Annotated in this window: 7 protein-coding genes; 6 read left to right on the top strand and 1 reads right to left on the bottom strand. The window is 39.4% G+C overall.

From position 1 onward, the window contains the following. Positions 1–58 precede the first annotated feature (58 nt). The 3 genes from CVT14_RS07600 (at position 59) to CVT14_RS07590 (ending at position 5699) form a co-directional block, all read left to right on the top strand. Positions 59–4192: a hypothetical protein gene (locus tag CVT14_RS07600; RefSeq protein ID WP_107850035.1), complete on the top strand. Its 4134-nt coding sequence runs from the start codon at positions 59–61 to the stop codon at positions 4190–4192. Positions 4193–4342: 150 nt separating this feature from the next. Next, positions 4343–4879: a hypothetical protein gene (locus CVT14_RS07595; protein WP_107850034.1), complete on the top strand. Its 537-nt coding sequence runs from the start codon at positions 4343–4345 to the stop codon at positions 4877–4879. A gap of 85 nt (positions 4880–4964) precedes the next feature. Then, complete coding sequence (locus CVT14_RS07590) at positions 4965–5699, top strand: hydroxymethylpyrimidine/phosphomethylpyrimidine kinase (protein WP_107850033.1); 735 nt, start codon at positions 4965–4967, stop codon at positions 5697–5699. A 35-nt stretch (positions 5700–5734) separates the two neighbouring features. On the opposite strand, the gene ilvD is transcribed toward CVT14_RS07590, so the two are convergent. Further along, positions 5735–7408 carry a dihydroxy-acid dehydratase gene (ilvD, locus tag CVT14_RS07585; protein ID WP_107850032.1) on the bottom strand — a complete coding sequence of 558 codons (1674 nt, stop codon included), beginning with the start codon at positions 7406–7408 and terminating at the stop codon, positions 5735–5737. 275 nt (positions 7409–7683) lie between these two features. On the opposite strand from ilvD, the gene CVT14_RS07580 reads away from it, so the two are divergent. The 3 genes from CVT14_RS07580 to CVT14_RS07570 all read left to right on the top strand — a co-directional run. Then, a complete protein-coding gene (locus tag CVT14_RS07580) occupies positions 7684–9090 on the top strand; it encodes a hypothetical protein (RefSeq protein ID WP_107850031.1) in 1407 nt (468 codons plus the stop codon). A gap of 159 nt (positions 9091–9249) precedes the next feature. After that, positions 9250–13551 carry a hypothetical protein gene (locus CVT14_RS10655; protein WP_159071750.1) on the top strand — a complete coding sequence of 1434 codons (4302 nt, stop codon included), beginning with the start codon at positions 9250–9252 and terminating at the stop codon, positions 13549–13551. 314 nt (positions 13552–13865) lie between these two features. After that, positions 13866–15064, top strand: a 1199-nt coding sequence (locus tag CVT14_RS07570) for a retention module-containing protein (protein WP_199907328.1), incomplete at its 3' end; no start/stop codon positions are given.

The following is a 15064-nucleotide window of genomic DNA, read 5'->3' as shown; positions in this document are numbered from 1 at the left end:
TTACAAATCTTTTTCAAGATATTAAAATACGTTCAAAATTTTTAGATAAGGAAGTAAAATGGCAACAAGGATAGGCGTAATCAAAAGCATCTCACAAGGAGCAAATGTAATCGCAACTGCAAAGGATGGCACACAAAGAGTGTTAAAAGTAGGCGATGAAATTTTTCTTGGTGAGACTATACAAACAACTGATATTGACTCAAAAGTAGTCATAACTGCAAACGATGGCAAAGATATTGCGATCATCGGAAAAGATACCCTAAATTTAGACAAGAGCGTAGCTCACAACGATAGCTTTGGCGACGATAGCGTAGCTGATGTAAGTGCTATACAAAAAGCACTTCTTGATGGTGCAAACATCACTGATCTTGAAGAGACTGCAGCTGGTGGTAACCAAGGTGGTAATGCTGGCGGAGACGGCGTAAGCTTAGGTGCAGCTAGCTTTGAAGAGGGTGGTCACTACTCAAATATTACTGATGATTATAGAAATTTACCTGATTCAAGCAGGGCTTTTCAAACTCCAGAAAACTCAATTGGCGGCTACAATGACGGCAATGACGCAGGTGATGTAACTCCTGTTGCACCAGTCATACCTCCAATCAGCGTTGATATCAAAACTTTAACTGATGATCTTGGCACTATAACTGGTGATTATAGCTTAGACGCGCCAAGCGTACCTCGCACAAATGACGCTACTCCAACCATAAGTGGCACAGTAGATCCAGCTGCTGTAAGAGCGGTTGTTAGCGTGCTTGATAAGGACGGACACGAAGTCTTTACAAAAACTCTAAATCCAAGCGATTATGCTGATGGTAAATTTAAATTCACAACTAATGAGTTAAGTGTAAATGGTAGCCATGATGGCGATTATAAAGTAGAGATAACAGCTACAGGAAGAGATGGCAAGACTGCAACTGATAGTGGTAGCTTTGTACTTGATACGCTTGCAAAAATAACTATAAACGTTGAAACAGAGATGAGCCTTGTAAAAGAGTCTGAGATGAGTAGCGGACTAAAAGGAAATTTCTGGTTTAACCACATCTATGAGCCAGGCGTAAGTGGCACTGAGCTAAGACCTTATGCTTTTAATAATACAACATACGCTCATAATGGTATGAAACAAAATGATTTTGTAGAATACTATATGAATAAGACTAAGCCTTGGGCGAGCTTTAAAGCAAAAGAGCTAAATTTCCAACAAGGCAAAGGTGATAGAGACAACACTGATAATGATGCTGGAACAGTCTCAGGACTAGACGGTGCTCATAATATGGTCGGCAAGATCGATCTTGATGGTAATGTAGTAACTCCAAGTAGCGAGTGGGTAGCTCCAAATTTCAAAGCGCTTGAGTACTTCATAGACAACGCAAAAGGTAGCGATTTTCATATCGTAAGAGATGCTCCTAATGGCAAAAATACAACAGCTGGTGCGATGGTAAATTTAAAAGGTACTATGTATCTTGAGCCAGGGGATTATAAATTTGACGCAAAAAATACTGATGATAGCGTGAGATTTAAGGTTGATGGTAAGACTATGGTTGATTATGACACTATCCACTCAGAAAATAGAGCCACAGTTACAACTTTACACGTTGATAAAGCAGGATACTACGACTTTGATATGAGCTATGCAAACTACATCTTTTGGGGTAAATTAAAACTAACAGTTTCAAAAGATGGCGGACCTGAGAGCATACTTGGTTCAGAGGCAAGTGGCATAAAACTAAATTCAACCGACTTTGATAGCTACGTAGATACAGTAACAAGAAATGTCTATAAAGTAACTCAAAAGATCACAGGAACAGTTAGTGACGTAGAAGACGGACAGATCGTGACTGTGACATCAAGCACCGGCGAGAGCCATACAGCAGTTGTAAAAGACGGTAAATACGAAGTTGAGTTTAAAACTAGCGATCCAAAAGCGACATACACAGCTAAAGTTAGCGACCTTGTAGGCAACGAAGCAGAGGCAAAATCAACTAAGCTAAATGTCGCTAACACAGACCTAATAGATGCGACCGATGATGATGCAAGCAGTGTAAGTGCGAATACAAATACAGGTATAAACGACGCAACTAAATATTATAAATATACAACTGATGACATCGCTCAAACTGATAAATTTTCAACCAACGCGCCACTACCAGTACTAAGCGATAAGACTCCGACATTTACGGGCAGCATAGATAGCAGCGCAACTAAAGCGATCATCACTGTACTTGACAAAAATGGACATGAAGTCTTTACAAAAGAGCTTAGCCAAAGCGAATTTGCAAATGGTAAATTTGAAGTCACATCTGATAATTTAGAGGATGGTAGCTATAACATCAAAGCAACTGCTGTCTTTTCAAATGGCGACAAGAGCACGATAGTTAGCGAATTTGTAGTTGATAAGACGCCAGTTACTATAGAAAACATCAAGATCATCGAAAATGACGAAGAGGGGCAACACCATACGATCAATTTTAACCTCAAAAACTATGAGGATGGCGATAAGATCGAGAGTATAAAAATAGTAACAGCTGATGGAACTACTAACGTAATCTCTGTTGGCACAACTAAGCCAACTAATGGTGTGCTAAGCTTTGAGTACGATCACAAGATAAAACTAGGCGATAAGATCGAAGTTGAGATGACTGATAAAGCTGGTACAAAATATACTCATGTAAATGAAATTTTAGTTCCAACTATGACACAGTTTGAAAACGGCAATGATACAACTACAAATGCAAACAACCGCTCGGCTGAAAAAATTTGGGGCACTATGGATATGAGTGAGAGTGGCCTTAGAGCTGATGGCTCAAGGATCGTTTCAAATGACGCTATCCCATACCTAAGAGCTGTGATCCCAGAAGATGCAACAGCTGGTAATGCTAGCAATAATCAAACTGTAAGTGAGTTTTTAAATAGTGGTAGAGGCATAGCATGGGGTACTGGCGATGTTAGATTTGTAGCAACTAACGTTGATAAAGGTGTTTCAAAAGATCTATTATCTCAAGCGATAGAAAAACCAATAGGCAATGTAACGCCTGATCACTACGACAGACTTACAGGCTATAATAACAGACTTGATGCTGCTGGCAAGATGGCTGATGGCGTTTATAAAATTTCTATCGATGGTAAATATCAAGGTGGAGATGAGCTACTTTACAACTCTATCAGATTTACGATCGATGCAACAGCTGCAACGATAAATGACTCAAATTTACACTACGATCCAGCCGCAAATAAAACCACATGGAGTGGAAATTTAAGTGAAAATGGAGTTGGCGCAAGCTATACGCTAAAACAGCACTTTGAAGAAGCGGTAAAAGGCATAGCTTTAAAAGACAGCATCACTTTAAAAGACGCTGCTGGCAACACTATCGTTGCAGATTCTGTAAAGCTTGACGAAAATGGAAATTTCGAAGCTGTATTTAACGGCGATGTAAAAGCAAGTGATGTCTATCTACAAATTTCTGATATCGCTAAAAACACAAGAGTAGTTGCAGAAAACAACAACGATAACGTTATCACAACAAGTGAAGGCAACGACATCATCAATGTTGGAAATGGCGATAACATCATACACGCAGGACGCGGTGAAAATGAAATTCGCACAGGCAATGGCAACAACGTAATCATTACTGGCGACAACAATGACGTCATAACCACAGGAAGTGGCAACGACTACATTGACGCTGGTAGAAGTGGCTATACTGGCGCAAACAAAGGCGATCTAGTAAATGCTGGCGCTGGCAATGATAAGGTTGTATTTACTTTTGATAATCCAAGAGCAGCTCTATCTCAAAGTCTAGATGGCGGAGAGGGCACAGATACGCTTATCATGCGTCCAGTGGCAAAGGATGGCACTATCGACTTTGACAAGATAGATAATAAGTCTTTAACTAATGCGATCAAGAATTTTGAAGAGATCCAGCTTGGCATGGATGAGCATGGCAATGACAACCAAGATGTTAAGCTACTAAATTTAAAAGCAGATAATGTATTTAGCATCACTGATGATGTAAATACTATCTTAAAAATAAGCGGCGACAACAAAGATAGCGTTTCATTAAAAGGATTTACTGAGGCTACAAATCAAAGTGGTGTTGAGCATGGATATACAAGATATGAGGGTCAAACAAGCTCAGACACTCCAAAAACTATCTATATAGATGTCGATAACGATATAAACAAACAACTTGTATAAAATTTGGGCTTTTTAGCCCAAATTCTTCTTTTAAATTTCTATTTTTACTCCCAAAAAACGCCTTTAAAATCCATCTTTGTACCAAAGTACAATATACAAATTTAATAAAAAACACTAGAATAAATCAAAAAACAAAAGTAAGGAATAAAGATGGCAGCTGTAGCCGGCAAGGTAAAAAGCGTCACATCTGATGTTATAGCGATAGATAAAAACGACCGTGTAAGAGTTCTAAACGTAGATGATGAGGTTTATATCGGAGAGAGTATAAAGGGCGAGAGCCAAAGTGCAAGCGTGACTATCACTGCAACGGATGGCAGCGATATATCGCTAAATGGATATGACACGATATGGCTTGATAGTAGTGTGGTAAGTGCTGATACTAGCGCTGAAAATAGCATCGATACTGACGCACTTTTTAGAGCGCTTCTTGGAGAAAACTACGCTGAGATACTTGATCAGATGAATGAAAAAGTGGAAGATATGTTTGCAAAAACGCAGCCAAATGAGGCTGAAAATAGCTCAAATAGCCTTGAGGACAGTGAAAATTTAGCAGACAAACATAGCGCAAATGATGAGATTTTATCTGACTCAAATGAGCTAAAAGTAGATAACTCTTACGAGCATGCAAATTTTGACGCAACTACGATATATATCGAGATCGATAACGATCTAAATAAACTTTCATAAAATTTGAGCCGCTTGGCTCAAATTTCTTATCCTAAAAATTAACTAATATCCCTTATAATAAGCCAAAATTTACAAAAGGAAAACGATGAAGAAAATTTTAATCATCGCAGGCTCATGCAATAGCGGCACAGCAGGGCTTCAGGCTGATATAAAGACATGCGCTAGGCTAAACTGCTATAGCGCAACGGCGGTCACTTCGCTAGTTGCTGAGACCACAGACGCGGTAAAAAGCGTAGTTTGTCTTGAATTTGGCTTTGTTAAAGACCAGCTTAGTACGCTTGCGGAGGAATTTAGCTTTGATGCCATAAAGATCGGTATGCTCTTTAGCGAAGAGATAATGGACGTTGTGCATGAGTTTTTACTCACTCAAAAGTGCAAGATCGTGCTTGATCCAGTCTGCGTCTCAAAGAGCGGCCACAAGCTCATAAAAGATAGCGCAGTAGAGAAGCTAAAAGAGTTAATGGCGCTTGCCACCGTCGCTACGCCAAATTTAGACGAGGCAAATGTCCTTTTTGGTGGAAATTTTAAAGATCTGCCTTGCGATATCATCGTGAAAAAGCATGTAAGCGAGGATAGCAGTATAGATACTCTTTATAGAAAAGATGGCTCACTGCAAAATTTCAAAACGTCACTTGCTAGCCCGCTTGTGATGAGTGGGACTGGTTGCACTTTCTCAACGGCGCTTGCTTGCTACCTTGCAAAGGGCAAGAGCTTAGAGGAGGCTATAGGGCTTTCAAAAGAGTATATCTGCTCCATTATAAAAGAGAGTATCGACACAAAGCTAGGCAAAAACCGCCTACTTTGGCACGGAGCGAAGTAAATTTAAGCCTAAAATTTAGGCTTAAATTTGGTAGTTTATGCCTCTAATATCGCTCCGTTGCTTGCGTTTGTGACTAGTTTTTGATACTGCCTTAGCCAGCGAGATGTTAGCGCCTTATCGACTGGCTTAAATTCTGCTCTTCTCTTTGCGATCTCAGCCTCGCTTAGGCGAACGTTTATCTCGTATTTATCGACGTCTATATCGATGATGTCGCCATCTCGTAGCAAGCCTATCATGCCGCCTTCAGCTGCTTCTGGGCTTACGTGGCCGATGCTTAGACCCCTTGTCGCTCCGCTAAAGCGGCCATCTGTGATGAGTGCCACGTCCGCGCCAAGGCCTCGTCCCATGATGAGTGAAGTAGGGCTTAGCATCTCTTGCATGCCAGGGCCTCCGCGTGGGCCTTCGTAGCGGATGACGACGACGTCGCCTTTATCTACTTTGCCACTTGAGATGCCAGCTATCGCTTCATCTTGTGAGTTAAAGCAGACCGCTTTGCCACTAAATTTACGCTCGCCAACGATGCCAGCTGTCTTGATGACACAGCCTTGCTCGGCTAAATTTCCAAACAAAATGGCAAGTCCGCCAACTTGAGAATAGGCATTTTCTACCTTATGAATGATGCTTTCGTCTTTGATGTCGCTGGCACGTACGCGCTCGCCCAAAGTTTCGCCGCTAACTGTTAGGTTGTCCAAATTTAGCATGCCGTGGTCTCTGCGTGAAATTTCTTTTATCACTGCATTCATGCCGCCAGCTCTGCCGACATCCTCCATGTGCACGTTTGGCAAGCTTGGGCTGATCTTAGCGATGTGAGCGATGTTTTGACTGATCTTGTTTAGCTCTTTTATGTCTAAATTTACGCCAGCTTCTCTTGAGATAGCTAGCATGTGAAGGACGGTGTTGCTGCTGCCACCCATCGCCATATCGACGACAAGAGCGTTGCGGATCGCCTTTTCATTTAGTATGTTTCTTATCTTAAATTTCTCATCAAGGGCGATCTGGCAGATCCTGCGAGCAGCCTGCCTGATGAGCTCCTCGCGCTCTGGGGTTAGCGCTAGGATAGTGCCGTTGCCAGGGAGCGCTATACCCATCGCTTCGCAAAGCGTGTTCATAGAATTTGCCGTAAACATACCGCTACAGCTGCCACCACTTGGACATGCGTTACACTCGATATCTCTTAGCTCGGCCTCGTCTATCTCTTTGGTCTCAAATTTACCAACCGCCTCAAACGCAGTCGCAAGGTCGATCGGCCTGCCATCTTTTGTGTGGCCTTTTCTCATAGGGCCGCCGCTTACAAAAATGGTTGGGACATTGACCCTTAAAGCGCCCATAACCATGCCAGGGACGATCTTGTCGCAGTTTGGCATACATACAAGCGCGTCAAGTGCGTGAGCGTTCATCACGGTCTCGATCGAATTTGCGATGATCTCACGGCTAGGTAAGCTATATAGCATACCCTTATGCCCCATCGCTATGCCATCATCCACGCCTATGCAGTTAAACTCAAACGGCACACAGCCATTTTTTCGAATTTCATCTTTTAAAATTTGTGCGTATTTGTTTAAGAAAAAGTGCCCAGGGATAATCTCTATAAAGCTGTTTGCAACGCCGATAAATGGCTTGGCAAAGTCCTCGTCTTTTAGCCCAGTCGCACGTAAAAGTGAGCGGTGTGGGGCTCTTGTGTAGCCTTTTTTGATTATGTCGCTTCTCAAATTTGATCCTTTTTTTAAAATTTGAGAGGATTTTATCACATCTAAAGTATCAAAAATTTTAAAGCTTGGCCGCACAGGGCAGCCAAGTAAATTTTAATATTCATCAAAGAATTTTTGAATTTCTTTGGATCAAAAAATATTGCTCTACTTTTAAAGTTTTTTCAAAATATCTATATATCGATGTTTTTATTTGCAACTAATATAATTTATATTTCAATGTGATTTAAAAACGCTTATTAAAATCCAAAAGTCAATTTTTTTAAGAAAGGATTAATATGAGCGTAGAAGTAGCCGACAAAGATGGGTTAAATTTAAGCGGTGGTGTGAGCCAAAATGGCGGGCAAAATGACCCTCACGTGACTATCGTAGAGGAGATAAAGACGCTTGAGATACTTGAGCCCAAGAATTTTCTTGCTGAGCTATACGGACGAAAGGTGGCAGAGGCGAGGCCAAAAGCGCAGGATCAAATTTTAAACATTGCAGACGCAACCACGAGTGCAAACGATGTGCGTTTTGACAATGGCAACGACATAGTCGATATGACAAGATCTATCGTAAATGATGCCAAGATAGACGCAGGAGATGGCGACAACAAGCTAAGAATTCACGATAATATCGAGGTTAGAGGGCTGAGATTTGACGCTGGGGCTGGCAATGACGAGATAGAGATAAGAAACAATGTTGGCATAAAAGATCATACGCTTTTATACACAAATGACGGCGATGATAGCGTGAAAATTTATGGTGCGACGATGGAAAATGCTGCCATTCATACAGGTCTAAATAACGACATTATAGACATCCAAAGATCTGAGATCAAAAACGGCGCAGATATAAGGCTTGGCGGAGGAAATGACACTATAAATACCGACTGGGTGGGCTTTTTTGGTGATACGAAAATTTCTCTTTCTAGCTTTACTAGTCCAAACGAAGTAGATACGCTAAATATGGACAACACTATCTTTAACGGACACACTACGATCGAAGCGAATGATGGCGAAAAGACCACTATGAATATAAAAGTGTGCGGTGGAGACGGCGAGATAGATATAAAAGGCTCGCATGCAAATTTAGACCACACACCGCTTTTTGATATGAATTTTCTTGGGCCAAAATTTATGGGTGACGTTAAATTTGACGGCAGAAACAACAAGGTCAATATGCATATAGACGACTCAGAATTTCATGGTAAAAATAACGAATTTTACTTCTCAGATAATCAAAACGATACTTTAAATGTGACATCAGCTATCATAAAAAATTCTAAATTTTATCTAGGTGGTGGTGACGATACAGTTAGTTTAACTATGACAAGAACAGATATAGATAATAATACTCAAATATTTGGTGGCAAGGGATATGATACGCTTGTACTTGATAATAATATCGACTTCTCAAAGGTCTCTGGCTTTGAAGAATTAAAAGTAACGAGCGGTGCTTATGTGACATTAAATGGCAATGATGTGGCTCATTTGAGTGACATTTTAGATAATGGCTCTAATGTAGTTAAATTTAGTGAAGCCCATGGCACTGTAAAACTTAATGGTTTTAGCGAAACTAGCGGAGCAGAAAATGGCTACCACAGATATGAAAGTGCCTATAATACGCACTTAGCAGACGGTAGTGATCGTCAAGGTACAGTCTATATAGATATAAAAGAGGACATTCACGTCGATCTTTAAATTTTAGATCCCTTTTGGGATCTTGCTTACATTTATCAAAACTTAAATTTTAAAACCCACTGCAATAGCGTAATCTTAAGAATTAACATCATATTTACATTACTTTATATTTAAAGGAAATATTTATAATGTGTCAAATTGATTTTAAAGGAGGCAGCGATGGCTGTTAAAGTAGGTGTTATTAAAAACATTCTTGGCTCCAAGGAAGTAGTAGTTATAGACAAAAATGGCAACGAAAGAGTTGTTGTCGCGGGAGATAGTTTATACGAGGGCGACGTTGTTAAAGCAAATGGCGCAAAGGTAACTATCGCATCAAACGACGGCAAAGAGTTCGAGCTAAAAGATGGCGAAACTCTAAATTTAAATAACGACCTTAGCTCAGACAAAGAGGTAGCAGCTATACAAAAAGCCCTTTTAAAAGGTGAAAATTTAGCAAATCTCGAGGAGAGTGCCGCTGGAGGCAATAGCGGTGGCAGAGGCGGAGATGGCGTGAGCCTTGGCGAGACAAGGTTTGAGCATGGCGGTCATGAAAGCTCTGATGTATCAGCTAGCTTTAGATCACTTTCAGATACTTTTGGCGCTGTAAAACTAACTAACCAAGAGGTAAAAGGTGGCGGTAGTGATGTTTTTGATGGTTCAGATAGTGATATAAATTCTGCCATTGCACCTGTAGCCCCAGTTGAGCCATCACAACCAGAAAATCCAACTCCAACTCCGCAGCCTAAACCGGTTGAGCCAGTAGAGCCTAAACCTGAGCCAACTCCGGAGCCAAAACCAGAACCAAAGCCAGAGCCGACCCCAGAGCCTAAGCCTGAGCCAAAACCTGAACCAACTCCAGAGCCTAAACCTGACGAGAGCAAAGATATAGTTAAAAATATCTCGGTTGAAAACAAGTCAGAATTTGGCTATGAAAAGAGCTCAGACCCAAGAAGCTCAAATGATAAATCATACCTAGAGTACAACCTAAAAGGCGAAGTAGCGGAGGCTGATGCTGATAAAAAGGTAGATGTGACGCTTAAATTTGGCGGAGAGGCAACTGCTGGCAAAGACTATGAAAACGCAGAGTACTCACTAGATGGTGGTAAAACTTGGCAAAAGCTAGATGATAGTGGCGTGATAAAAGATGTAAGAGCTGGCGATATAAATAAAGTAAGCGTGCGTGTTGAAGTAGCAAATGATCACGACCAAAATGAAGGCACGCTTGATCCATCGGAGAAAATTTTCACAGATGCAGATAAGGGTGTAGAAAATAATGGCTACTTTAAAGAGAGCGTTTCGCTAGAAGTTAGCATAGGTGGCTTAAAAGCATCAAATAGCGAAAAGATTGTAGATAATGATCATGATATCACTGTAAATAACCAGTTTAATAATGATAAATCTTTTGACGTTACATTTAAAGATAATGGCGACAATACACTAAATTTCAAAGATGCGACGATAAACCACAAAGCTGGTGACGTTGCTAGCACTATAGTCTTTGGCGATGGCAGCTATCTTAATGAAGGTAAAGATACCATCAATGCTGATAACTCAAATTTAAACTGGCTAAATATCAACACCCAAGGCGGAGATGACACCATAAATATAAATGGCGGAAGGCACGAGAGACTTCACGTCGAAACTGACGCAGACAACGACACTGTAAATTTAAACGGCGGAACTTACATAGGCACCGATCCTTATCAAAGTGGCTTCACGCTTGATAGCGGAAATGATGTGTTAAATTTAAATGGTACAAAAGAAGATCATGTAAAAATGACAGATATGTACCTAAGAACTGGCTCTGGCGATAGAGATGAGATAAATATCAAATATACTGAGATGGACTCAACATACAAAAATTCAGCCAACCACATCATCGCCGAATCAAAAAACAATACCGTAAATGTTGAAAACTCAACTTTAAAGGGCATCAACATAGGCACAGAGACCAACACAGGCACTGATGTAAATAGAAATCCACTAAATTTCGATCTAAATTTAAAATCATCTACTCTTGATGATGTCAATCTTAACACCAACTACAAAACTCACGTGGTAGTCGATGGAGATACAAAGATAAATGGCAACTTCCCAGAAAATGCCACAAAGTGGAATTTTGCAGATACAGATGATACTTTAGAGCTAAGATCAGGCACTTTAAACGATATGACGGTTAATCTTGGCAACGGCGAAGATAAAGTCGTCGTCTCAAAAGCTATGAAGCTTGATGGATACACCATGATAAATGGTGGCACCAACTATGAGACCGACACACTTGTGATTGATGGTAATGTTGATTTTAATAAATTTAAGAGCTTTGAAGAGCTACAAGTGACTGGCAACGAGAAGGTCAGCCTAAAACTAGAAGATCTATATGATATGCTTGACATTAAAAATAGTGATAGCAAACATATCTTGGCAGTTACAGAGGCAGCTGGTGGGGTAGAGCTAGCAGGCTTTAAGCTTTCAGAGTATGGAAGAGGTTTAAAAGAAGGCTTTACAAGATATGAGAGCGACTTTAGTTTTCAGGAAAATGGCAGATCATATACTATCAAAGGCTATATAGATGTAAAAGATGGTATCAATGTCGATCTTGGTGCTAAGCCAGAGCCTACTCCTGTTGAGCCAGTCGAGCCTGTAAATCCAGCTCCACAACCTGAACCTAAGCCAGAACCAAAACCTGAGCCAAAACCTGAACCAAAACCAGAACCAAAACCAGAACCTACGCCTGATCCAAATGGCAAAATAGTAAGCGATCTAAGAGTAGAGACCATAACTAAAGAAGTTTCTGAAAAACCAGGAAATGACTCATATCTAGAGTATGGCATAAGAGCCAATGTAGATAAAGCAAACGCCGATAAAATGTTAAAAGTTTTTTTTGGCTTTGGCGGAAAGGCAGATCATGGTAAAGACTATGATAATGTTGAGTACTCAATCGATGGTAAGAACTGGGAGCTGCTACCATTAAAAGATTATAGCGCCACTATAAATGTAAAAGCAGGTGATATAAATAACCTAACCGTACGTGCAAGAGTACTGGACGATGACAGATTAAATGAAGGTAAGTTTGATCCTACAAATAAAATTTATAAAAATGCAGAAGGCATTGAGGGCAATGGCGAATATAAAGAAAGTGTCACTTTAATTGTTGAAGTAGATGACACTATCACATCAGCAGATGAGTATATCGTGGACAACGACAGAGAAGTAACTATACCTATAGGCTATCATAGTACAAATCCTTTTGATATAGAATTTGCAGGTGATGGTAGAAATATACTAAAAATAAAATATGGTCATTCTATCCTTGGAAGCTTAGATCAAGAAGGAACTAACAAGATAAATTTTGGTGACGAAAAACTTAGCGGAAAAGACGAATTAAGTGCTGAATCTGTAAATTTAATAAAAACTGATATCAATACTTATGGTGGTGATGATGTTATTAATATACGTAGCTCTTATAATTTAAAAGAAGTAAATGCAGATATGGGTGCTGGCAATGATGTTTTAGGATTAAGCATTCTGGATAATTCTGTCGGTAATATAGAAAATAGTAAATTTAAACTTGGTAGTGGTAGTAATACTGTAAATATCGGAGGTGCTGAACTAAAAGATGTGATCTTAGATATGTCATCAGATGACAAGGATGCGGTAAATACGATAAATTTTGATTTTGGTGATTATATGAACGTGATAGACAAACCTGCAAGATTTACTAGTACAACTCCAAAAGATGTTTATGATATCGATGTTTCATCTGCGCACAATACTTTAAATTTGGGTTGGGCATACCTTGATGGTGTAACTATAGGTTCAAATCGCTCTGAAAAGGGTACATTAGATATAAAAGGAGATATTGCTGACTTAAAGGGTGTAAATATCGAATCTGGAAACAACGAGACGCATATAGACATTGACTATGCACGTATAAATTATAGAGCACCCGGTCAACCCGATCAAGAAGTTAAATCATCAGAGTGGAATTTAAGCCCTTATAATGATACTATCAAGATAGATGAAGGGTTTATAAATAAGCTAAAAGTAAATCTTGGTGCAGGCGATGATAATGTCTTTTTATCAATGAAAACAAACAACAGTAGTTTACAAATGGATGGTGGCGATGGCTATGATGTAGCTACAATAGAAGATTATATAGGAGGCTATAATAACAAATTTAAAGGTTTTGAAGAGCTAAGGATAACTGGCAATGAAGCTTATCGTATAGGTACGAGAAATGTATTTATAAATGATGTTTTGCAAGATGATAATAACCACACGATAGATGTCTATCTATCAAAGATCAGCCAGGCAAATGGTGGTGTAAAACTTTATGAAAAATATCATAAAGCTGATGGAGCAGAAGAGGGATATCAAAGGTATGAATTTAAAAATGAGAATTTTACCGATGATAGCACAGGTGAAAAATATACTCAAACAATCCATGTAGATATAAAAAACGATATCCACGTCGATCTTTAAAATTTAGACCCTTCTTGGGTCTAAATTTCTTTTTATATAAATTTACAAATATTTTTTATAAATTTTATTATCCTTTTAAAATTTACTACAATCAAATAAAAATATTTATAACTTAAAATATCATTAATAAATTCTTACGCGAAAATTAAATTTTATATAAGTGTTATATAAATATCACCTTATAATTACAAAAAATTCTATAAATGTAACATATAACAAAAAAATATAACTATATTGTACCTAGGTACAATTTACAATTTCTCATAATAGTTATAAAATAATGCCAAAATTAAATTAGCCCAAAAGGAATGAACATGGCAAAGAAATTAGGCACAATCAAGTCTATATCAGGTTCTGCTGAGGTTATCGCAGTAGATAAAAGTGGTAATCAAAGAGTACTAAAAGTTGGTGATAGCCTTTATGAAGGTGAGACGGTAAAAACAACTTCAGCTAATTCTAAGGTTGTGATAGCGACAAATAATGGAAAAGAGCTATCAATGATCGGTGAAGATACACTAAGTCTCGATCCAAAGGCAACTGCTGCTGATTCACAAGTAGCAGCACTTCAAAAAGCATTGTTAAATGGTGCAAATTTAGAAAATCTAGAAGAGACAGCAGCTGGCGGTACGAGCGGTGGCCGTGCTGGTGATGGCGTTAGTCTTGGTGAAACCAGATTTGAGCATGGTGGGCATTATTCAAATGTAAGCACTAGCGCTAGTGCGATAAATCCTTTAGGAGCTTTCGGTTTTGCTAGCCCAGAAACAGGCGTAAGAGGTGGCCTAGATAATGGCGGCACTGGTGGCGGTACGGGTTTTTATATCGACACTACAGCTCCAGTAGTAACTATAAATTCTATTAACCCAGTAGATACAAACAACCCAGCAGATGGCAACCCAGACAAAGGAATTGTAAAAGGTCATTCAGATGAGCCAAATGCTCCAGTAGTAGTAAAAGATAAAGATGGCAAAATAATTGGTAGTGGTACAACTGATGATAAAGGAAATTTCGAAGTTACAACTGATCCAATCAAACCAGGTGATAAAGTAACAGTAGAAGTAACTGATAAAGCTGGCAACACAGGCAAGGGTGATGGCACAGCTGGTAATACAGTTTACACAGATACAACTCCTCCAACAGTTGAAGACGTTAAAGTAACTCCAGTAGATGAAAACAACCCAGCAGATGGCAACCCAGACAAAGGAATTGTAAAAGGTCATTCAGATGAGCCAAATGCTCCAGTAGTAGTAAAAGATAAAGATGGCAAAATAATTGGTAGTGGTACAACTGATGATAAAGGAAATTTCGAAGTTACAACTGATCCAATCAAACCAGGTGATAAAGTAACAGTAGAAGTAACTGATAAAGCTGGCAACACAGGCAAGGGTGATGGCACAGCTGGTAATACAGTTTACACAGATACAACTCCTCCAACTGAGCCAACAATCACATTTGTTGAAGATACTAATCCAAAAGATGGCAAGCTAAATAAAGCTGAAAACGGTAGCGATAGTGA

This window comes from Campylobacter concisus, assembly GCF_003048445.1.
GTDB lineage: Bacteria > Campylobacterota > Campylobacteria > Campylobacterales > Campylobacteraceae > Campylobacter_A > Campylobacter_A concisus_BF.
Note: the sequence above shows the minus strand (reverse complement) of the source record. Positions and strands in the feature narration are given on the sequence as shown.